Origin of the sequence: Citrobacter amalonaticus (assembly GCF_018252635.1) — a bacterium.
GTDB lineage: Bacteria > Pseudomonadota > Gammaproteobacteria > Enterobacterales > Enterobacteriaceae > Citrobacter_A > Citrobacter_A amalonaticus_E.
In genome coordinates, this window is the sequence record NZ_JAGTXM010000001.1 from 538,458 (window position 1) to 560,297 (window position 21,840).

Consider the following 21,840-nt stretch of genomic DNA (forward strand, 5'->3'; position numbering starts at 1 on the left):
ATCTCATTACAGTAATGCAAATTTGTACGTAGTTTTCATTAACTGTGATGTATATCGAAGTGTAAAGGCGAGTGGATGTTAGAATACTAACAGACTCGCAAGGTGAGTATTTTATACGGCGACGCCGTTGGAGAATGTTATGAGCGATTTAACTGCAAGCAGCCTGCGCGCACTGAAACTGATGGATCTGACCACCCTGAATGACGACGACACCAATGAAAAAGTGATCGCGTTGTGTCATCAGGCGAAAACCCCGGTCGGTAACACCGCTGCAGTCTGCATCTATCCGCGTTTTATCCCGATTGCACGTAAGACGCTGAAAGAGCAGGGGACCCCGGATATCCGTATTGCGACGGTAACCAACTTCCCGCACGGCAACGACGACATTGAGATCGCGCTGGCGGAAACCCGTGCGGCGATTGCTTACGGCGCGGACGAAGTGGATGTGGTCTTCCCGTACCGCGCGCTGATCGCCGGTAATGAACAGGTTGGTTTCGATCTGGTTAAAGCCTGTAAAGACGCCTGTGCGGCGGCAAACGTGCTGCTGAAAGTGATTATCGAAACCGGCGAGCTGAAAGAAGAGGCGCTGATTCGTAAAGCGTCTGAGATCTCTATTAAAGCCGGCGCTGATTTCATCAAGACGTCGACCGGTAAAGTGCCAGTGAACGCTACGCCGGAAAGCGCACGCATCATGATGGAAGTGATCCGCGATATGGGGGTGTCCAAAACCGTAGGTTTCAAACCGGCGGGCGGTGTGCGTACGGCGGAAGATGCACAGCAGTTCCTCGCGATCGCTGATGAACTGTTCGGCGCTGACTGGGCGGATTCTCGTCACTACCGCTTTGGGGCATCCAGCCTGCTGGCAAGCCTGTTGAAAGCACTGGGTCATGGCGACGGCAAAAGCGCAAGCAGCTACTAAGCCAAACAATGCCGGATGACGCTTCGCTTATCCGGCCTACAGGATCGTAGGGCGGGTAAGCGTAGCGCCGCCCGCCACCATTCACCGATTCCGCATGGGGGTTACCGTGTTTCTCGCACAAGAAATTATTCGTAAAAAACGTGATGGTCATGCGTTGAGCGATGAAGAAATTCGTTTCTTTATCAACGGCATTCGTGACAACACTGTCTCTGAAGGGCAAATTGCTGCCCTGGCGATGACCATTTTCTTCCACGATATGACTATGCCAGAGCGCGTTTCGCTGACGATGGCAATGCGGGATTCAGGAACCGTCCTGGACTGGAAGAGCCTGAATCTGAACGGCCCAATCGTGGATAAACACTCCACCGGCGGCGTGGGTGATGTGACGTCGCTGATGCTTGGCCCCATGGTGGCGGCCTGCGGCGGCTACATTCCGATGATCTCCGGTCGTGGACTGGGCCATACCGGCGGTACGCTCGACAAACTGGAAGCGATCCCCGGATTTGATATCTTCCCGGATGACAACCGTTTTCGCGAAATCATTAAGGACGTGGGTGTGGCGATCATCGGGCAAACCAGCTCGCTCGCACCGGCGGACAAACGTTTTTATGCCACCCGCGACATCACCGCGACGGTGGATTCCATCCCGCTGATTACCGGCTCTATTCTGGCGAAAAAACTGGCGGAAGGGCTGGATGCTCTGGTCATGGACGTGAAAGTCGGCAGTGGCGCGTTTATGCCGACCTATGAACTCTCTGAAGCGCTGGCGGAAGCGATCGTTGGCGTGGCCAACGGCGCGGGCGTGCGCACAACCGCACTGCTAACCGACATGAACCAGGTACTGGCATCCAGCGCGGGTAACGCGGTGGAAGTGCGCGAAGCGGTGCAGTTCCTGACCGGTGAATACCGTAATCCACGCCTGTTCGATGTGACGATGGCGCTGTGTGTTGAAATGCTAATTTCCGGCAACCTGGCGAAAGATGACGCCGACGCGCGGGCGAAACTGCAGGCGGTGCTGGATAACGGAAAAGCGGCGGACGTCTTTGGGCGTATGGTTGCCGCCCAGAAAGGCCCGACCGACTTCGTGGAGAACTACGCGAAATACCTGCCGACGGCAATGCTCAGTAAAGCGGTTTATGCTGATAGTGAAGGGTTTGTCAGCGCGATGGACACTCGCGCATTGGGCATGGCGGTAGTGTCGATGGGCGGTGGTCGTCGCCAGGCGTCGGATACCATTGATTACAGCGTCGGCTTTACCGATATGGCCCGTCTGGGCGACAGCGTAGATGGACAGCGTCCGCTGGCGGTGATCCATGCGAAAGATGAAGCCAGCTGGCAGGAAGCGGCGAAAGCCGTCAAAGCGGCAATTATCCTTGACGATAAAGCGCCGGAAAGCACACCTACGGTCTATCGTCGCATTACCGAATAGCGATATACTGATCTGATCGCTTTTTTGCAGCGCAGATGAATGGAGAACAAGATGAAACGTGCATTTATTATGGTGCTGGACTCCTTTGGTATTGGTGCGACGGAAGACGCAGATCGCTTCGGCGACGTCGGTTCCGACACCATGGGGCACATCGCTGAAGCCTGTGCCAAAGGTGAGGCTGACAAAGGGCGTAAAGGCCCACTGAATTTGCCAAACCTGACCCGCCTGGGGCTGGTGAAAGCGCATGAAGGGTCTACCGGTAAAATCGCAGCCGGTATGGACGCTAATGCGGAAGTTATTGGCGCATACGCCTGGGCGCATGAGCTTTCTTCCGGTAAAGATACGCCGTCTGGTCACTGGGAAATTGCCGGTGTGCCGGTTTTGTTTGACTGGGGCTATTTCAGCGACCATGAGAACAGCTTCCCGCAGGAACTGCTGGATAAGCTTGTCAAACGTGCGAACCTGCCGGGTTATCTCGGCAACTGCCACTCTTCCGGTACGGTGATTCTGGATCAGTTGGGCGAAGAGCACATGAAAACGGGCAAACCGATTTTCTATACCTCCGCGGATTCCGTGTTCCAGATTGCCTGTCATGAAGAGACCTTTGGCCTGGATAAACTTTACGAGCTGTGCGAGATCGCCCGTGAAGAACTGACCGAAGGTGGTTACAACATCGGTCGCGTCATCGCGCGTCCGTTTATTGGTGACAAGGCGGGTAACTTCCAGCGTACCGGCAATCGTCACGATCTGGCCGTTGAACCACCGGCGCCGACCGTGTTGCAGAAACTGGTTGATGAGAAAGACGGCCATGTGGTTTCCGTTGGTAAAATCGCGGACATCTATGCCAACTGCGGTATCACGAAAAAAGTGAAAGCTACGGGACTGGACGCGCTGTTTGACGCCACGGTTAAAGAGATGAAAGAAGCCGGTGACAAGACGATTGTCTTCACTAACTTCGTCGACTTCGACTCCTCCTGGGGCCACCGTCGCGATATCGCCGGTTATGCCGCCGGCCTGGAGTTGTTCGACCGCCGTCTGCCGGAACTGATGGAGCTGGTGGGTGAAGATGACATTCTGATCCTGACCGCTGACCACGGCTGCGATCCGAGCTGGACCGGTACTGACCATACCCGTGAACACATTCCGGTGCTGGTATACGGACCGAAAGTAAAACCGGGTTCGTTAGGTCACCGCGAAACCTTTGCGGATATCGGTCAGACGCTGGCCTCGTACTTTGGCACGACGCCAATGGAATACGGTAAAAACATGCTGTAATGCTATTGCCGGATGACGCTACGCTTATCCGGCCTACGTAACACTGTTTGTAGGCCGGGTAAGGCACCGCCGCCACCCGGCAAAAACAACAATACAAAAGGAACTGAAGATGGCAACTCCTCACATTAATGCAGAAATGGGCGATTTCGCTGATGTTGTTTTGATGCCGGGCGACCCGCTGCGCGCCAAACACATTGCGGAGACTTTCCTTGAAGATGTCCGCGAAGTGAACAACGTTCGCGGTATGTTAGGTTTCACCGGGACTTACAAAAGCCGTAAGATCTCTGTGATGGGCCACGGTATGGGTATCCCGTCCTGCTCGATCTACACCAAAGAGCTGATCACCGATTTCGGCGTGAAGAAAATCATTCGCGTAGGGTCCTGTGGCGCTGTGCGCGCCGATGTGAAACTGCGTGACGTGGTGATTGGTATGGGTGCCTGCACCGATTCCAAAGTGAACCGCATTCGTTTCAAAGACCATGATTTTGCCGCCATTGCTGATTTCGGCATGGTGCGTGACGCGGTTGAAGCGGCAAAAGCACTCGGTGTGGACGCGCGCGTCGGCAACCTGTTCTCTGCGGATCTGTTCTACTCTCCGGACGGCGAAATGTTCGACGTGATGGAAAAGTACGGCATCCTGGGCGTGGAAATGGAAGCGGCGGGTATCTATGGCGTGGCGGCAGAATTTGGCGCGAAAGCACTGACTATCTGCACCGTGTCTGACCACATCCGCACTCACGAGCAGACGACGGCGGCTGAACGTCAAACCACGTTCAACGACATGATTAAAATCGCCCTCGAATCCGTTCTGCTGGGTGATAAAGAGTAATTTTCGTTCAGAACAGTGAAGGCCCGGTAAGCGTAGCGCCACCGGGCAAAAAAGCCGGGTGGCGGCTTCGCCTTACCCGGCCTACAAACCGCATTGATATTATCGAACCGCTTGCATAAGCCACGCTGACAGTTCCCGTAGCTCTTTTTCCTGTTCCGGGAAATCGGCCAGCAGCGCCTCGCACTCCTGTTGCAACCTATCCGCACGATACAAACAGCCCTGAAGACGTGAGGCCAGCGCTTCTAACGGTGCCGGATTGAGGCTATCGGTAAAAAGCTGGGCACGGGTGATTAGTCCTTTCTCAACGTCAAAGTGCAGCTCAACGCCTCCCCAGGTAAAACGTTCATCCAGCAGATGCGAGAAGGCCGGTGCCTGGCCGAAATTCCACTCCCAACTGCTCTGGCGGGCGAAGGTTTCGGTGAAGTTCGGCAGGTCTGGCGTGTTGTCCGGGGAGATCACCTCCGCTTCAACGCGTTCGCCATAATGGGCGAAAAAGGCCTCGCTGACTGCCGTACAAACCTGTTCATGCGTGATCCCCGGCAGCAGTTCGGTAAGATTCGTCACGCGCGAACGGACAGAGGTAATGCCTTTAGCGGCCAGTTTCTTTTTATCCGGATTCAAATAATTTGCCAGTCGGCTGAGATCCGCATTCAGCAACAGTGTGCCGTGGTGAAAGCCGCGATCTTTGGTTTCGCGGTAGGCCGAACCAGAAACCTTACGGTCGCCATCCGCCGTTTTCACAACCAAATCGTTACGTCCGGAGGCTTCAGCCGTTACGCCCAGCGCGTTAAGCGCATTCAGGACAATTGACGTCGAGATGGTCTTATCGTATTCCGGCTTCCCGGCCATAAAGGTGAAACAGGTATTGCCGAGATCGTGGAACACCGCGCCACCGCCGCTGCTGCGGCGCGCCAGGCGCACGTTGTCCTCTTCCATTCTTCGGGTATTGCACTCTTTCCATGGGTTTTGCGCACGACCTATGACGACGGTATCGGCATTGCGCCACAAAAACAGCACGCGCTGGGTGGCGGGCATTTGACGGAAAATACACTCTTCGACCGCCAGGTTGAACCATGGGTCATAAGAGTCAGAAATAAGCAGGCGAAGTGTCGACATGTCAGTTTTCCTTTCCTGTAGCGAATTACTCTTTTTTCTCGCTCTCTTCTTCTTCCGGTACCGACTTATTGGCGGTCAGCAGGAAGGGCGATTGCTGCCAGCGGGTACGTTTACCTTGCAACAGGGTGCGAGTCAGCACTACGCCGATGGCCAGTGAAAGCAGCAGCATCAGGCGTAAAATGTTGGTGGTGTTATCCACCTGTTTGGCTTCGGTGGCTAAGGTATGGGTATCCAGCGTCAGTCGCAAATAGCCTAACGGGCCATTTTTCCCCTGAATGGGTTCGACAATCTGTTGGTTGAAGTAGCCGCCGGCTTTTTTACCGTCCAGCGCCAGGCGGTCGCGCACATTTACGCTTTCGCCTGCGCGGGCAATCATATCGCCTTGTTCATCGTAAACGCCGGCGTCGAGGATCCGGCTCTCATTGGTCAACTGGAGCAGGACATTTTGGATCCGTTTTTCATCGGGCGTTTCAGTACGCATCAGCGGCGCGATGTTTAACGTCACCTGTCGCGCCAACGTGCGGGCCAGCTCTTCAAGCTGTGGATTTCGCTGCCGCTGGTGATTTTGACTGAACCAGGACGCGCCCTGCATGAGCGCGACAAGCAGTGCGAGACAGAACAATACAATCACTGCACGATGAAGTCGGAATTTCAGTTTTGCGCGAGCCATATTCCACCTGCTGAAAATTTGAGGCTTAATGTTGCCAGAAGCGATGGTTACAAGGTAGCCTCATGCGTTATTTTCCCCAGGATCCTTTCCGGCCCGAATGATTTTACAGGAGCTTTAATGCCTAACATTACCTGGTGCGATTTGCCTGAAGATGTCTCTTTATGGCCAGGTTTGCCCCTTTCTTTGAGTGGTGACGAGGTGATGCCACTGGATTACCACGCTGGACGTAGCGGCTGGCTGTTGTACGGACGCGGGCTGGATAAACAACGTCTGACTCAGTACCAGAGTAAACTGGGCGCGGCGATGGTGATTGTCGCGGCGTGGTGCGTCGAGGATTATCAGGTCATTCGCCTTGCCGGATCGCTTACGTCTCGCGCCACGAAACTGGCGCATGATGCGCAACTGGACGTCGCGCCGCTGGGGAAAATCCCGCATTTGCGTACTCCTGGCCTGCTGGTGATGGACATGGATTCCACCGCGATTCAGATCGAGTGCATTGATGAGATAGCCAAACTGGCGGGTACGGGTGACAGGGTGGCGGAAGTGACCGAGCGGGCGATGCGCGGCGAACTTGACTTCACTACCAGCCTGCGCAGTCGTGTGGCGACGCTGAAAGGCGCAGATGCCAATATTTTGCATGAGGTACGTGAAAGTCTGCCGCTAATGCCGGGCCTGACGCAACTGGTGCTGAAGCTGGAAACGCTGGGCTGGAAGGTGGCGATCGCCTCCGGCGGCTTTACTTTCTTTGCCGAATATCTGCGCGAGAAACTGCGGCTGACGGCGGCGGTGGCGAATGAACTGGAGATCATGGACGGTAAATTCACCGGCAACGTGGTTGGCGATATCGTTGACGCGCAGTATAAGGCCAATACGCTGACCCGACTGGCGCAGGAGTATGAAATTCCGATTGCGCAGACAGTGGCGATTGGCGATGGTGCCAACGATCTGCCGATGATCAAAACCGCGGGGCTGGGGATTGCGTACCATGCCAAGCCGAAAGTGAATGAAAAGACGGAGATTACTATCCGTCACGCTGACCTGATGGGGGTGTTCTGCATTCTCTCCGGCAGCATGAACCAGAAATAATGAGGTAAACCGTGGCAAAAGCTCCAAAACGCGCCTTTGTATGTAATGAATGCGGGGCGGATTATCCGCGCTGGCAGGGGCAATGCAGCGCCTGTCATGCCTGGAACACCATCACAGAGGTGCGCCTGGCCGCATCGCCGACGGTGGCGCGTAATGAGCGACTGAGTGGTTATGCCGGGAGCGCGGGTGTCGCAAAAGTCCAGAAGCTTTCCGATATTAGTCTGGAAGAGCTGCCGCGTTTTTCTACCGGTTTTAAAGAGTTTGACCGCGTGCTGGGCGGCGGCGTTGTTCCCGGCAGCGCGATTCTGATCGGCGGTAACCCCGGCGCGGGTAAATCCACGCTGTTGTTACAGACGCTGTGTAAGCTCGCGGAGCAGATGAAAACCCTGTACGTCACCGGTGAGGAATCCCTGCAACAGGTGGCAATGCGCGCGCACCGTCTCGGTTTGCCGACCAATAATCTCAACATGCTTTCGGAAACCAGCATTGAGCAGATTTGCCTGATTGCGGAAGAAGAGCAGCCAAAGCTGATGGTGATCGACTCTATTCAGGTGATGCACATGGCAGATATCCAGTCATCGCCCGGTAGCGTGGCGCAGGTGCGTGAGACGGCAGCCTACCTGACGCGCTTTGCCAAGACGCGTGGCGTGGCGATTGTGATGGTCGGTCACGTGACTAAAGACGGCTCGCTGGCGGGGCCAAAAGTTCTCGAGCACTGCATCGACTGCTCGGTATTGCTTGATGGCGATGCCGATTCCCGTTTTCGTACTCTGCGCAGCCACAAGAACCGTTTTGGTGCGGTGAATGAGTTAGGTGTTTTCGCGATGACCGAACAGGGACTGCGCGAAGTGAGCAACCCGTCGGCGATCTTCTTGAGTCGCGGTGATGAAGTCACTTCCGGCAGTTCAGTGATGGTGGTCTGGGAAGGGACGAGACCGCTGTTAGTGGAGATCCAGGCGCTGGTCGATCACTCGATGATGGCAAACCCACGGCGGGTGGCGGTGGGACTGGAGCAGAACCGTCTGGCGATTCTGTTAGCGGTGCTGCACCGTCATGGCGGTCTGCAAATGGCCGATCAGGACGTGTTCGTCAACGTGGTGGGTGGCGTCAAAGTCACAGAAACCAGCGCGGATCTGGCTCTGCTGCTAGCGATGGTCTCCAGCTTGCGTGACAGGCCACTGCCGCAGGATTTGGTGGTGTTTGGCGAAGTGGGGCTGGCAGGCGAGATTCGCCCGGTGCCCAGTGGTCAGGAACGTATTTCAGAAGCCGCAAAACATGGCTTCCGTCGTGCGATTGTTCCGGCAGCCAACGTGCCGAAAAAACCACCAGAAGGAATGCAGGTTTTTGGCGTTAAGAAGCTGGCAGATGCGTTAAACGTATTTGACGACTTATAATGAGTGAAACGGAGGTTACCCATGTCGTCATTTGATTATCTGAAAACCGCGATTAAGCAAAAGGGCTGTACCCTGCAACAAGTGGCGGATGCCAGTGGAATGACGAAGGGCTATCTCAGCCAGCTTCTCAATGCCAAGATAAAAAGCCCCAGCGCGCAAAAGCTGGAGGCGTTGCACCGTTTTCTTGGACTGGAATTTCCCCGCCAGCAAAAAAATATCGGCGTGGTGTTTGGCAAATTTTATCCGCTTCACACCGGTCATATCTATCTGATTCAGCGTGCCTGTAGTCAGGTGGACGAGCTGCATATCATCATGGGCTATGATGACACGCGCGATCGCGCGCTGTTTGAAGACAGCGCGATGTCGCAACAGCCCACCGTTCCGGACCGCCTGCGCTGGCTATTGCAAACATTCAAGTATCAGAAAAATATCCGCATTCATGCCTTCAACGAAGAGGGGATGGAGCCGTATCCGCACGGCTGGGATGTCTGGAGTAAGGGCATCAAGGCGTTCATGGCGGAGAAGGGAATTGAGCCAAACTGGATCTATACCTCAGAGGAGGCCGATGCGCCGCAGTACCTGGAACATCTGGGTACTGAAACGGTACTCATCGATCCCAGACGTACCTTTATGAGCATCAGCGGAGCACAAATCCGTGAAAATCCGTTCCGCTACTGGGAATACATTCCGACTGAGGTGAAGCCGTTCTTCGTGCGTACCGTGGCGGTGTTGGGCGGCGAGTCGAGCGGAAAGTCGACGCTGGTCAACAAGCTGGCGAATATCTTCAATACCACCAGTGCGTGGGAATATGGCCGCGACTATGTCTTCTCACACCTCGGCGGTGATGAGATGGCGCTACAGTATTCCGACTACGATAAAATCGCGCTGGGTCATGCGCAATATATTGATTTTGCGGTGAAATACGCTAACAAGGTAGCGTTTATCGACACCGACTTTGTCACAACCCAGGCCTTCTGCAAAAAATACGAAGGGCGGGAGCATCCGTTTGTGCAGGCGTTGATCGATGAATACCGCTTTGACCTGGTGATCCTACTGGAAAATAACACACCGTGGGTAGCCGACGGTATGCGCAGCCTCGGTAGCTCCGTGGATCGCAAAGAGTTTCAAACGCTGCTGGTGGAGATGCTGCGCGAAAACAACATCGACTTCGTGCATGTTGAAGAGGCGGATTACGATGGCCGTTTCCTGCGCTGCGTTGAACTGGTCAAAGAGATGATGGGCGAGCAAGGGTGAACCTCGCCCAGAGGTGAACGCGATGTTTAAGCACTTGCAGGATATGGCGCTGTTTGCTCTGGTCGCCGAACACGGCAGCTTTACCGTCGCCGCGCAAAAGGCGGGATTACCGAAGTCGAGCGTCAGCCAGCGCGTCAGCCAGCTTGAACAGCACGTTGGCATTCGCCTGATCAATCGCACCACCCGCAAACTTAACCTGACCTATGCGGGAGAACACTACCTGGTACACTGTCGGGAGATTCTCGCGGCCAGCGAACGCGCGGAATACGCGGTACAGCGCCTGCGTGATAATCCCAGCGGACGGTTGCGCATTACCTCCCCAGCGGGTATTGGCGCGACGCTGTTGGCGCGCCTGAACACCCGGTTTCAGCAGCATTACCCTGATGTCTCGCTGGAAGTCAGTATTTCTGATGAAATGTTGGATTTGGTGGACAGCGGATTTGACGTCGCGTTGCGTACCGGTAAGCCGCAGGATTCCTCGCTGATTGGACGCATGATTGGCCATTGTCCGCGCTATTTACTGGCCTCGCCCGATTATCTGTCACGCTATGCGCCGTTGAACCATCCCCGTCAACTGGTTGAACACCATTGCATTACACACAAGGCCTGGTCTGAGTGGGTATTCCATCGGGATGATGAAGATTATCAGCACCTGCCTGACCGTGTTCATCTGACGGATAATCTGGTGTATGCCCGCGAAAGCGCCATCGCAGGAGCCGGGATCACGCTGCTGCCGGCGTTCATGCTGGAAGATAAAATTGAAAAGGGCTATCTGATACCGGTACTGGCGCCATGGACGGTGGCGGGAAACGATCTTTGGCTGGTTTATCCCAGCCGTAAGCTGAACTCTCCCGCGTTGATGAGCTACATCGAATTTGCCATGCAGTTCGATGAGCTCAGACATTTCTACACCGCAAAATGAGACTGGCTTAGTCCTGACGCAGCACCTTGTGACCGTAGGCCAGCAGCGCGTCGGTGACGTTGCGCATCATACGGCTTTCTGGCGCAAACCGATGCCAGTAGAGCATCCGGCGCTGGAACAGGCCCGGCGTGAGATCGATCAACTCACCGCTTTGCAGCTCTTTTTCAATCTGCAGATGCGGGATCATACAACAGGTGGTGCCCTGACGCGCCAGTTGCACAAAGGCTTCCGAAGAGTTGACGATGTGGCACGGAACGCTGCCCGGCGGCAGATCGAAGTTTTGTTGCAGGAAGGCCTGGTGCATGTCATCCAGGTGGTCAAACGCCACCGCAGGCGCTTTCAACAGCGCAGAACGGGTGACGCCGTTCGGAAAGTAGCGTTCAGCAAACGCTTTGGATCCCACAAACAGATAGTCGAGCGCGCCGAGCTTATCCACCAGACAACTGGGCAGCGCCTGATGTTGAATACTCACCGCCCCTACTACTTCACCGCGGCGCAGACGTTCCTGGGTGCGGGTCTCATCTTCCACCTGTAAATTGAGGCGAATAGGGGAGTCAGCCAGTACCGGAGCCAGGGCCGGCAACAGCCAGGTCGCCAGACTGTCGGCGTTGACCGCCAGTGACAGCAGCAGCGGCGTGGAGCCTGTTTGTTCATCACCCAGCCACTCTTCTTCCAGCAATTCAACCTGGCGAAGCAGTGCCAGCAGCTTTTGCCCTTGCTCCGTCGGTCGCGGCGGAACGGTACGGACCAGCAGGGGTTGTCCGAACATATTCTCAAGCTGTTTGATGCGTTGCGAAACGGCAGATTGGGTGATGCACAGCTTTTGCGCCGCGCGCTCAAACCCGCGTTCACGTATAACGGCATCCAGTGCTTGTAGTGTTCTGTAGTCCGGACGTTTCATTGATCTGACACACTCCTGAAATTTTTGCTTGTCCTGCACTATGACATAAATTTGCATTGGGTAAAGACGAAATCCGTAGCCTGCGAGCGGGTCGGGAAGATTTTTCCGCGCAATGGTCTATAATGCGCGTGAATTTTTCTCCACAAAGGCGAGACAATCATGACGCAGGATGAACTGAAAAAAGCAGTAGGATGGGCGGCACTTCAGTATGTACAGCCCGGCACCATTGTAGGCGTAGGTACCGGTTCAACAGCCGCACACTTTATTGACGCGCTGGGCACCATGAAAGGTCAAATTGAAGGTGCGGTTTCCAGCTCGGATGCTTCAACCGAAAAACTCAAAAGTCTCGGTATCCCTGTGTTTGATCTCAACGAAGTCGACAGCCTTGGCGTCTATGTTGACGGTGCAGACGAAATTAACGGTCACATGCAGATGATTAAAGGCGGCGGCGCGGCGCTGACCCGGGAAAAGATCATCGCCTCCGTGGCGAAGAAATTCATTTGTATTGCTGATGCGTCCAAAGAAGTGGATATTCTGGGTAACTTCCCGCTGCCGGTTGAGGTTATCCCAATGGCGCGTAGCGCAGTGGCTCGCCAACTGGTTAAACTGGGTGGCCGTCCGGAATACCGTCAGGGGGTTGTCACCGACAACGGCAACGTGATCCTTGATGTGCACGGAATGGAGATCCTCGATCCAGTGGCGATGGAAAATGCCATTAACGCCATTCCAGGCGTGGTTACCGTCGGCCTGTTTGCCAACCGTGGCGCGGATGTGGCGTTAATTGGGACCGCTGACGGTGTCAAAACCATCGTGAAATGATCTTACCGGGGGAGCGCTTCCCCGGTTAAAATATTTTTGTAGGGCAAATTTGGTGACATCTATCACGTTTTGAATCTTGCCCTGCTGTTTTCTCCAAAGAAAAACTTATCCCCAGCATTTTCCTCTGCCATTTGCCACTGAATGAACGTTCCTCAACAGGGTGACGCAAACGTTCATATTGCCGCAATAATTATTTTTGATATGTTGAAAGGCGGATGCAAATCCACACACACAACATCAGATTGCATAAAAAGACAGGGTCGGGAAATGGCAAAGGTATCGCTGGAGAAAGACAAGATTAAATTTCTGCTGGTTGAAGGCGTGCATCAAAAGGCGCTGGATAGCCTTCGGGCGGCAGGTTATACCAACATCGAATTTCACAAAGGGGCGCTGGATGCCGAACAGCTGAAAGAGTCCATCCGTGATGCCCATTTCATTGGCCTGCGATCCCGTACCCATCTGACAGAAGAGGTGATCAACGCGGCGGAAAAACTGGTCGCTGTTGGCTGTTTCTGCATCGGCACCAACCAGGTTGATCTGACGGCGGCGGCAAAACGCGGTATTCCGGTGTTTAATGCGCCGTTCTCAAACACCCGTTCCGTGGCGGAACTGGTCATTGGCGAGTTACTGCTGTTGCTGCGTGGTGTACCGGAAGCAAACGCCAAAGCGCACCGTGGCGTGTGGAATAAATTGGCTGCCGGTTCGTTTGAAGCGCGCGGCAAACGGCTCGGCATCATCGGCTACGGCCATATCGGGACTCAGTTGGGTATTCTGGCGGAATCGCTGGGGATGCACGTTTACTTCTACGATATTGAGAACAAGCTGCCGCTGGGTAACGCCACCCAGGTTCAGCATCTGTCTGAATTGCTTAACATGAGCGACGTGGTCAGTCTGCACGTGCCGGAAAACGCCTCGACGAAGAACATGATGGGCGCGAAAGAGATCGCGCTGATGAAGCCGGGATCGCTGCTGATCAACGCCGCACGCGGCACCGTGGTAGATATTCCCGCGCTGTGTGATGCGCTGGCGACCAAACACCTGGCTGGGGCGGCAATCGACGTGTTCCCGACAGAGCCGGCAACGAACAGCGATCCGTTTACTTCGCCGCTATGCGACTTTGATAACGTGATTCTGACGCCGCATATTGGCGGTTCCACTCAGGAAGCACAGGAGAACATCGGTCTGGAAGTCGCGGGGAAACTGGCGAAGTATTCCGATAACGGCTCTACGCTCTCTGCGGTGAACTTCCCGGAAGTGTCGCTGCCGCTCCACGGCGGGCGTCGTTTGATGCACATCCATGAAAACCGTCCTGGCGTGCTGACTTCCCTGAACCAGATTTTTGCCGAGCAGGGGGTGAACATCGCTGCACAGTATCTGCAAACGTCGGCGCAAATGGGCTATGTCGTTATCGATATTGAAGCGGATGAAGATGTCGCCGAGAAAGCGCTGCTGGCGATGAAGGCGATTCCGGGGACTATTCGCGCACGCCTGCTGTACTGATCCTCACTGATGCGGGCAGACGCTGAGTGTCTGCCCGCCATTTCACCCTTGTTCTCTTCGTTTTCCCGTCGTCCTTTTCTGTAACGTATACATTCTGCGTTCGAGCCTTGCCGCAATTGATGATTAAAGGCTTCGCTACGCGTTGTACATCAACAAAAGGAATTTACGATAGAGGCGCAGCACAGCGCTGAAACGGGAAAGCCCCTACCGAAGCAGGGGCTCTAAAAAGGAAAGGGACGATGATGAGTTACGTCATCATGCTGCTTATCCTGTTAATCATCGCCTACCCAGCATATTAACAGCGAAAACGCAGGAGGGAGGTTCGCCTCCCTCACCCTTACCGAGGGTAATTTAGGTCAAAAAAACGGCGGTGTCAATCAGCAAAGAAGTGCTTACCATTCCCACAATTTTGACGGCGTCACGACGGCCGGTAAGGGAACATCCCACTCTTCTACCGGTAATTTCTCTACGCGCTGGCAATCGTGAGCGTAGCCCACAGGCGTCAGGCCATGCTGTTGCCAGTTGTGCAGGGTGCGATCGTAGAATCCGCCGCCCATACCCAAACGCTGACCCTGCTCATCAAACGCGACCAGGGGCGTGACCAGCACGTCCAGTTGTGAAAGCGGCAGAACATCACGAACGTCGAGTTTAGGCTCCTGAATCCTCAGCCGATTAGTGACCAGGTCACTGTGCGGGTGATAGTGCAGAAACAGCAGATTACCAGGGCTGAACGGATGAAGTACCGGAAGATAAACGCGTTTTCCCGCATGCCAGAGTTGCTCGATTAGCGGCTGAGTATCGAGTTCGCCGTCAAATGACAGAAACACGGCGACCGTGTGCGCCATCACTACGGGTGGATACGCAAGCATGCGTGTCGCGGCCTGCTGACCGAAGGTGCTTTGCTGCGAAAGTGTGAGTGCACGACGACGTTGCCTAATCATCTGGCGAATGGTTTGTCGTGATAAAGGGAGTTCAGAATGTAATGTCATGGCTATCGCCAGGTAGAAGGAGAATCTCCGAGATGCCGCCGCAGGCTGTAACCCTTGAACCCTTGGTTCAAGGTGAATGCGTCGTCACAGTTTTAAGGCTTCTCGGACGGACCGAGCATGCTCACCAACCATGGATCGCCACATTCTTGTGGTATGAAATATCGGCTCAGGGGACTGGCCCGCTTGCAAACATCTCAGAGAAATTTTGTCTTCACGGTCACTCTACCATAGTAAACCGAAAAGTGTTATTCAAAGTTTTGGCTCGTTTTTTCGGTTATGCGACCCTGATCAAGCAGTGCCTGTTCAATGGTCTGTTGGAGCATCCGAATACGTTGTTCCATGCTCGCCGCGTAGTCGCGGGTCTTCGCTTTTTCCTGAGTCAACTCGTAACTTATATTCAGTGCGGCAATGAATACCAGTTGCTCAGTATTTGTGACTCTAGTGCGAACTTTTAGATCTTGCAACCGCTGATTCAGATCGTCCGCTGCCTGATTCAACGCATCCCTTTGTTCAGGCGGGCAATTCACTCGCAGTGAACGGCCAAAAATTTGGATATCGACGGGTTGTGCAGACATGCCACCTTCCTGCTGATTGACTGCGCTGCCTTCGTCTCCAGACCCTGGGTCCGCGAAGGGGCGACACTATAGCTACCCTGGTGTGAAGATACAAGCCCTATTCTGGTTCACCAGGGTCCAAAGTGGTAGCATACCATGAATATCCTCCCTTTGATGACGAATGCTTATGTCTATACAGAACGAAATGCCTGGTTACAGTGAAATGAACCAGTATTTGAACCAACAAGGGGCCGGACTGACCCCGGCGGAAATGCATGGTTTGATCAGCGGGATGATTTGCGGTGGCAACAACGACAGCTCCTGGCAGCCGCTGCTTCACGACCTGACCAACGAAGGGTTGGCCTTCGGTCATGAACTGGCGCAGGCGCTGCGTAAAATGCACTCCGCGACCAGCGACGCGCTGGAAGATGACGGTTTCCTTTTTCAGCTTTATCTGCCTGAAGGTGATGACGTGAGCGTTTTCGATCGCGCAGATGCACTGGCGGGATGGGTTAATCACTTCCTGCTGGGCCTCGGCGTCACGCAGCCGAAGCTCGATAAAGTGACCGGTGAAACGGGCGAAGCCATCGACGATTTGCGCAACATCGCGCAGCTCGGCTATGACGAAGAGGAAGATCAGGAAGAGCTCGAAATGTCGCTCGAAGAGATCATCGAGTATGTGCGTGTCGCCGCGCTGTTGTGCCATGACACCTTTACCCGTCAGCCGCCGACCGCACCGGAAGTGCGTAAACCAACCCTACACTAAAAAAATATAACGATAATGGAGGCCACGTCATGACACCGCAGGAATACCAACGTCGTCGCCAGGCACTGCTTGCGCAAATGCAGCCAGGCAGCGCCGCGCTGATTTTTGCCGCGCCGGAAGTGACGCGCAGCGCGGACAGTGAATACCCGTATCGCCAGAGCAGCGATTTCTGGTATTTCACCGGTTTTAACGAACCGGAAGCCGTTCTGGTACTGATTAAAAGCGACGATACCCATAACCACAGCGTGTTGTTCAACCGCGTTCGCGATCTGACTGCGGAAATCTGGTTTGGTCGTCGACTGGGACAAGATGCCGCGCCTGAAAAACTGGCAGTGGATCGTGCGCTGGCCTTTAGTGAAATCAATCAACAGCTTTTTCAACTGCTTAACGGTCTGGATGTGGTGTACCACGCGCAGGGCGAATATGCGTATGCGGATGAGATAGTCTTCACCGCGCTGGAAAAACTGCGTAAAGGTTCGCGCCAGAACCTGAAATCCCCCTCAACCTTGATCGACTGGCGGCCGATGGTGCATGAAATGCGCCTGTTTAAGTCGCCAGAAGAGATTGCCGTGATGCGTCGGGCAGGCGAAATTACGGCGCTGGCGCATACCCGGGCGATGGAAAAATGCCGTCCAGGGATGTTTGAATATCAACTGGAAGGCGAAATTCATCACGAGTTTACTCGCCACGGCGCGCGCTATCCTTCCTACAACACCATTGTGGGTGGCGGTGAAAACGGCTGCATTCTCCACTACACCGAAAACGAAAGTGAACTGCGCGATGGTTCCCTGGTGCTGATTGACGCAGGCTGTGAATACAAAGGTTATGCGGGCGATATCACGCGGACCTTCCCGGTGAATGGCAAATTTACCCCGGCACAGCGTGAAATCTACGACATCGTACTGGAATCGCTGGAAACCAGCCTGCGTCTGTATCGTCCTGGCACCTCGATTCAGGAGGTCACCGGTGAAGTTGTGCGCATTATGATTACCGGGCTGGTGAGGTTGGGTATTTTGCAGGGTGAAGTGGACCAACTGATTGCCGACAACGCGCATCGTCCGTTCTTCATGCACGGCCTGAGCCATTGGTTGGGACTGGATGTCCATGATGTCGGTGAATACGAACAGGATCGTTCCCGCATCCTTAAACCGGGGATGGTGATTACCGTTGAGCCGGGGCTGTATATCGCGCCTGATGCTGATGTCCCGGAAGCTTATCGGGGGATCGGGATCCGCATTGAGGATGACATCCTGATTACGGAAAACGGTAACGAAAATCTGACCGCTGGCGTCGTCAAAAAGGCGGATGAGATTGAAGCGTTAATGGCAGCGGCGAGAACGTAATGAGCGTGATTATTGTTGGCGGTGGCATGGTGGGCGCGACGCTGGCGCTGGCTATTTCCCGGTTAAGTCAAGGGACACTGCCGGTTCATCTGGTTGAAGCGACCGCCCCTGAAGTGGACAGTCATCCCGGGTTTGATGCCCGGGCGATTGCGCTCGCGGCGGGAACCTGTCAACAACTGGCGCGAATTGGCGTATGGCAGGCTATCGCCGATTGCGCCACTGCAATTAATACGGTCCACGTCAGCGACCGGGGACATGCCGGGTTTGTGACGCTTGACGCTGATGATTACCGCATTCCGGCGCTGGGTCAGGTGGTTGAGCTGCACGACGTAGGACTACGACTGTTTGCTCTGCTACGAAAAGCACCAGGCGTCACGCTGCACTGCCCGGATCGGGTTGCCAGCGTGTCGCGTACCCAGGAACAGGTGAACGTCACGCTGGAAACGGGCGAGACGATCGTCGGACGCGTTCTGGTGGCGGCGGATGGTACCCGTTCTGCGCTGGCAACCGCCTGCGGCGTTGACTGGCAGCAGGAGCCTTATGATCAACTGGCGGTGATCGCCAACGTCTCAACCGCTGTTGCACATAATGGCCGCGCGTTTGAACGGTTTACGGCGCATGGGCCATTGGCGATGCTGCCAATGTCTGAGGGTCGTTGTTCACTGGTGTGGTGTCATCCGCTGGAACAACGCGAGGAGATTCTGGGCTGGTCAGATGAACGTTTCTGCCGCGAACTCCAGACGGCATTTGGCTGGCGGTTGGGGAACATCACGCACGCGGGCAAACGCAGCGTGTATCCGCTTTCGCTCACCACGGCGGCGAAGCCGTTCACGCACCGCACCGTGCTGGTGGGGAATGCCGCGCAGACGCTGCACCCGATTGCGGGGCAGGGGTTTAACCTCGGCCTGCGCGATGTCATGAGCCTCGCCGAAACGTTGACTGCCGCGCAGGCAACGGGCAGGGACGTTGGTGATTACGGTGTGCTCACGTGTTATCAACAGCGCCGCCAGGACGATCGTCATGCTACGGTTGGCGTAACGGACAGTCTGGTCCATCTGTTTGCCAACCGCTGGGCACCGCTGGTCATGGGCCGCAATGTGGGACTCATGGCGATGGAACTCTTTCCGCCCGCCCGTGATGCGTTAGCGCAGCGGACGTTAGGTTGGGTGGCACGTTAAATTCACCCGTAGGTCGGAATAAGGCGAAACCGTCATCCGACCGATAGGCGGGTAACCTTGCCGGATGGCGGCTTGGCCTTATCCGGCCTACGGTTTTTGATTGTCCTATTCTCAGGAGTAAACAGTGCAAAGTGTTGATGTAGCAATCGTGGGTGGAGGCATGGTTGGCCTGGCTGTCGCGTGTGGGCTGCAGGGCAGCGGTTTACGTGTCGCTGTGCTCGAACAGCGCGAACCGCAACCGTTGGCGGCGGATGCCGATCCTGCGCTTCGCGTGTCAGCCATTAACGCTGCCAGTGAAAAACTGCTGACGCGTCTGGGCGTCTGGTCAGAGATTGTGGCCCACCGGGCCAGTTGTTATCACGGAATGGAAGTGTGGGATAAGGACAGTTTTGGCCGTATTGAATTTGATGACAAAAGCATGGGCTACAGCCATCTGGGCCATATCGTGGAGAACACGGTTATCCACTACGCGCTGTGGCAAAAGGCGCGGCAATCCTCCGATATTACGCTGATGGCACCTGCTGAATTACAGCAGGTCGCGTGGGGCGAAAACGAAGCCTTCCTGACGCTGAAAGATGGTGCAATGCTCACAGCGCGTCTGGTGATTGGCGCAGACGGGGCGAACTCGTGGCTGCGCAATAAAGCGGATATTCCGCTGACCTTCTGGGATTATCATCATCATGCACTGGTCGCGACTATTCGCACTGAAGAAGCGCACGGCGCTGTTGCCCGTCAGGCGTTTCACGGTGAAGGTATTCTGGCGTTTTTGCCGCTTAGCGATCCGCATTTGTGCTCCATCGTCTGGTCACTTTCCCCCGAAGAAGCTCAACGCATGCAGCAGGCCAGTGAGGAACGTTTTAACCAGGCGCTGAATATCGCCTTTGATAACCGCCTGGGCTTGTGCCGCGTGGAAAGCGAACGCCAGGTGTTTCCGCTGACCGGACGTTATGCGCGTCAGTTCGCCGCGCATCGTCTGGCGCTGGTCGGCGACGCCGCACATACCATCCATCCGCTCGCCGGACAAGGCGTAAACCTTGGCTTTATGGATGCGGCTGAGCTGGTGGAGGAACTTAAGCGTTTACATCGTCAGGGTAAAGACATCGGTCAGTACCTCTATTTGCGTCGCTATGAGCGGAGCCGTAAGCACAGCGCCGCGCTGATGCTCGCGGGCATGCAGGGGTTTCGCGAACTGTTTGCGGGGACGCATCCAGCGAAAAAGCTGTTGCGTGATATGGGGCTGAAACTGGCTGACACCCTCCCAGGCATTAAACCGCAACTTCTCCGTCAGGCAATGGGATTAAACGATCTGCCTGAGTGGCTTCGCTAAGAATTCACCACATTTAAAGAATTTGAATCCCGTCACACTTCCTTCTCCCGGCGTCTTCGTCGGGAGGCTTTCCTCATTTGAAATAAACTAATTTCACTGTTCTTTTCGCATTATATTTTCTAATGTATTGATTTTCGCATAAAGTCCGTTTTGACATTTTTTCAGTATTTAATGTTGATATGTATGGCTGATATGTGCAAATGCTTACTGTTGATCTGCGTGAAATACCTGAATTGTGGTTTTTTATGCTGAGCGTGTTTTGATGGTTTTGGGTCATAAGCTAATGTGATGCTTAATTTTGTTTTATGGTTTAGCGTGGGTTTCGGTGGTAAGTTCAGGGGCAAAGAGAACGTTTGCGTCGGAGCGCTGTAGTGGCTTCGATGCCGGGTTTCGTGGCGACAATTTTCGCTGCGAAAGGGTGGTCAGCCCCGCTTATTCAATGAGGACAAGATGGCTCAACAGACGCCTTTGTACGAACAACACACGCTGTGCGGCGCGCGCATGGTTGATTTTCACGGCTGGATGATGCCGCTGCATTATGGTTCTCAGCTTGATGAGCACCATGCGGTTCGCACCGATGCCGGAATGTTTGATGTGTCGCACATGACTATCGTCGATCTACGCGGCAGTCGCACCCGGGAGTTCTTGCGCTATCTGCTGGCAAACGACGTGGCAAAGCTCACAAAAACCGGCAAGGCCCTTTACTCCGGTATGCTTAACGCCTCGGGCGGCGTAATTGATGACCTGATTGTCTATTACTTTACCGAAGACTTCTTCCGCCTCGTTGTCAACTCCGCTACCCGCGAAAAAGACCTCTCCTGGATTTCCCAACACGCTGAACCTTATGCCATTGACATCACCGTGCGTGATGATCTGTCGCTGATCGCGGTACAGGGGCCAAACGCGCAGGCGAAAGCAGCATCCCTGTTTACTGACGAGCAGCGTAAGGCCGTTGAAGGAATGAAACCGTTCTTCGGCGTGCAGGCCGGCGACTTGTTCATTGCTACGACCGGTTATACCGGTGAAGCAGGTTATGAGATAGCGATGCCGAATGAAAAGGCGGCGGATTTCTGGCGTGCGCTGGTGGAAGCAGGCGTGAAACCGTGTGGTCTGGGCGCGCGTGATACGCTGCGCCTGGAGGCAGGTATGAACCTGTATGGTCAGGAGATGGACGAAGGTATCACTCCGCTGGCGGCCAATATGGGCTGGACCATCGCCTGGGAGCCGACTGACCGCGATTTTATCGGTCGTGAAGCGCTGGAAGCCCAGCGTGAAAAAGGCCACGATCAGTTGGTCGGTCTGGTGATGACCGAGAAAGGCGTTCTGCGTAATGAACTGCCGGTACGTTTCACTGACGCTCAGGGCAATCAGCAGGAAGGCGTTATCACCAGCGGCACCTTCTCACCGACGCTGGGTTACAGCATTGCGCTGGCGCGTGTACCAGCAGGCATTGGCGAAACGGCGATTGTGCAGATTCGCAACCGCGAAATGCCGGTAAAAGTTACTAAACCTGTTTTTGTGCGTAACGGCAAAGCCGTCGCGTGATTCATCCTTTTCTGGAGATTGATT

General features: G+C 54.8%; 21 protein-coding genes and 1 other RNA gene. 15 read left to right on the plus strand and 7 right to left on the minus strand.

Going from position 1 to position 21,840, the window contains the following annotated elements; genetic code table 11:
• The first annotated feature begins 139 nt into the window (after positions 1-139).
• The 4 genes from deoC (at position 140) to deoD (ending at position 4,452) form a co-directional block, all read left to right on the plus strand.
• Complete coding sequence (gene deoC / locus KE671_RS02510; RefSeq protein WP_206161567.1) at positions 140-919, plus strand: deoxyribose-phosphate aldolase; 780 nt, start codon at positions 140-142, stop codon at positions 917-919.
• A 106-nt stretch (positions 920-1,025) separates the two neighbouring features.
• Complete coding sequence (gene deoA / locus KE671_RS02515; protein WP_046487019.1) at positions 1,026-2,348, plus strand: thymidine phosphorylase; 1,323 nt, start codon at positions 1,026-1,028, stop codon at positions 2,346-2,348.
• 51 nt (positions 2,349-2,399) lie between these two features.
• A complete protein-coding gene (gene deoB, locus KE671_RS02520; protein WP_206161568.1) occupies positions 2,400-3,623 on the plus strand; it encodes a phosphopentomutase in 1,224 nt (407 codons plus the stop codon).
• A 109-nt stretch (positions 3,624-3,732) separates the two neighbouring features.
• A complete protein-coding gene (gene deoD, locus KE671_RS02525) occupies positions 3,733-4,452 on the plus strand; it encodes a purine-nucleoside phosphorylase (RefSeq protein WP_206161569.1) in 720 nt (239 codons plus the stop codon).
• A gap of 99 nt (positions 4,453-4,551) precedes the next feature.
• On the opposite strand, the gene lplA is transcribed toward deoD, so the two are convergent.
• Positions 4,552-5,568: a lipoate--protein ligase A gene (gene lplA / locus KE671_RS02530; RefSeq protein ID WP_206161570.1), complete on the minus strand. Its 1,017-nt coding sequence runs from the start codon at positions 5,566-5,568 to the stop codon at positions 4,552-4,554.
• A 25-nt stretch (positions 5,569-5,593) separates the two neighbouring features.
• Positions 5,594-6,238: a YtjB family periplasmic protein gene (locus KE671_RS02535; protein WP_206161571.1), complete on the minus strand. Its 645-nt coding sequence runs from the start codon at positions 6,236-6,238 to the stop codon at positions 5,594-5,596.
• A gap of 117 nt (positions 6,239-6,355) precedes the next feature.
• Between KE671_RS02535 and serB the strand changes: the two genes are divergently transcribed.
• The 4 genes from serB to KE671_RS02555 are packed head-to-tail and all read left to right on the plus strand — an operon-like array spanning position 6,356 to position 10,894.
• The gene (gene serB, locus KE671_RS02540; RefSeq protein ID WP_206161572.1) at positions 6,356-7,324 is read left to right on the plus strand and encodes a phosphoserine phosphatase; all 969 of its coding nucleotides are present in this window, start codon (positions 6,356-6,358) and stop codon (positions 7,322-7,324) included.
• A gap of 11 nt (positions 7,325-7,335) precedes the next feature.
• Positions 7,336-8,718 carry a DNA repair protein RadA gene (radA, locus tag KE671_RS02545; RefSeq protein WP_044253979.1) on the plus strand — a complete coding sequence of 461 codons (1,383 nt, stop codon included), beginning with the start codon at positions 7,336-7,338 and terminating at the stop codon, positions 8,716-8,718.
• 21 nt (positions 8,719-8,739) lie between these two features.
• On the plus strand, positions 8,740-9,972 hold the full coding sequence (nadR, locus tag KE671_RS02550; protein WP_206161573.1) for a multifunctional transcriptional regulator/nicotinamide-nucleotide adenylyltransferase/ribosylnicotinamide kinase NadR: 1,233 nt from the start codon (positions 8,740-8,742) through the stop codon (positions 9,970-9,972).
• A 22-nt stretch (positions 9,973-9,994) separates the two neighbouring features.
• Positions 9,995-10,894, plus strand: coding sequence for a LysR family transcriptional regulator (locus tag KE671_RS02555; protein WP_206161574.1), 900 nt, complete (start codon positions 9,995-9,997; stop codon positions 10,892-10,894).
• A 7-nt stretch (positions 10,895-10,901) separates the two neighbouring features.
• On the opposite strand, the gene argP is transcribed toward KE671_RS02555, so the two are convergent.
• Positions 10,902-11,795 carry a DNA-binding transcriptional regulator ArgP gene (argP, locus tag KE671_RS02560; protein WP_042322080.1) on the minus strand — a complete coding sequence of 298 codons (894 nt, stop codon included), beginning with the start codon at positions 11,793-11,795 and terminating at the stop codon, positions 10,902-10,904.
• Positions 11,796-11,954: 159 nt separating this feature from the next.
• On the opposite strand from argP, the gene rpiA reads away from it, so the two are divergent.
• A complete protein-coding gene (rpiA, locus tag KE671_RS02565; RefSeq protein WP_042322083.1) occupies positions 11,955-12,614 on the plus strand; it encodes a ribose-5-phosphate isomerase RpiA in 660 nt (219 codons plus the stop codon).
• A 267-nt stretch (positions 12,615-12,881) separates the two neighbouring features.
• Positions 12,882-14,114, plus strand: a complete 1,233-nt coding sequence (serA, locus tag KE671_RS02570) for a phosphoglycerate dehydrogenase (protein ID WP_206161575.1) — start codon at positions 12,882-12,884, stop codon at positions 14,112-14,114.
• A 392-nt stretch (positions 14,115-14,506) separates the two neighbouring features.
• On the opposite strand, the gene KE671_RS02575 is transcribed toward serA, so the two are convergent.
• From KE671_RS02575 to zapA, 3 genes are all read right to left on the minus strand, one after another.
• Positions 14,507-15,103, minus strand: coding sequence for a 5-formyltetrahydrofolate cyclo-ligase (locus tag KE671_RS02575; RefSeq protein ID WP_206161576.1), 597 nt, complete (start codon positions 15,101-15,103; stop codon positions 14,507-14,509).
• A 20-nt stretch (positions 15,104-15,123) separates the two neighbouring features.
• A non-coding RNA gene (gene ssrS, locus KE671_RS02580) (6S RNA) lies at positions 15,124-15,307 on the minus strand.
• A 41-nt stretch (positions 15,308-15,348) separates the two neighbouring features.
• Entirely contained in the window at positions 15,349-15,678 is a 330-nt protein-coding gene (gene zapA / locus KE671_RS02585) for a cell division protein ZapA (RefSeq protein WP_195296554.1), read from the minus strand.
• Between the two features lie 166 nt (positions 15,679-15,844).
• Here zapA and KE671_RS02590 point away from each other — a divergent pair, with 166 nt between their 5' ends.
• The 4 genes from KE671_RS02590 (at position 15,845) to ubiI (ending at position 20,271) form a co-directional block, all read left to right on the plus strand.
• On the plus strand, positions 15,845-16,423 hold the full coding sequence (locus KE671_RS02590; RefSeq protein WP_125339144.1) for a YecA family protein: 579 nt from the start codon (positions 15,845-15,847) through the stop codon (positions 16,421-16,423).
• A gap of 29 nt (positions 16,424-16,452) precedes the next feature.
• Positions 16,453-17,766: a Xaa-Pro aminopeptidase gene (gene pepP / locus KE671_RS02595; protein ID WP_206161577.1), complete on the plus strand. Its 1,314-nt coding sequence runs from the start codon at positions 16,453-16,455 to the stop codon at positions 17,764-17,766.
• A complete protein-coding gene (gene ubiH, locus KE671_RS02600; RefSeq protein ID WP_206161578.1) occupies positions 17,766-18,944 on the plus strand; it encodes a 2-octaprenyl-6-methoxyphenyl hydroxylase in 1,179 nt (392 codons plus the stop codon). The genes pepP and ubiH overlap by 1 nt, the downstream gene beginning before the upstream one ends.
• A 124-nt stretch (positions 18,945-19,068) precedes the next feature.
• Positions 19,069-20,271: an FAD-dependent 2-octaprenylphenol hydroxylase gene (gene ubiI / locus KE671_RS02605; protein ID WP_206161579.1), complete on the plus strand. Its 1,203-nt coding sequence runs from the start codon at positions 19,069-19,071 to the stop codon at positions 20,269-20,271.
• 73 nt (positions 20,272-20,344) lie between these two features.
• Here the strand turns inward: ubiI and KE671_RS23010 are convergent, their stop codons facing one another.
• Positions 20,345-20,548, minus strand: a complete 204-nt coding sequence (locus KE671_RS23010; RefSeq protein WP_432759322.1) for a hypothetical protein — start codon at positions 20,546-20,548, stop codon at positions 20,345-20,347.
• Between the two features lie 173 nt (positions 20,549-20,721).
• Between KE671_RS23010 and gcvT the strand changes: the two genes are divergently transcribed.
• The gene (gene gcvT / locus KE671_RS02610; RefSeq protein WP_206161580.1) at positions 20,722-21,816 is read left to right on the plus strand and encodes a glycine cleavage system aminomethyltransferase GcvT; all 1,095 of its coding nucleotides are present in this window, start codon (positions 20,722-20,724) and stop codon (positions 21,814-21,816) included.
• Positions 21,817-21,840 lie beyond the last annotated feature (24 nt).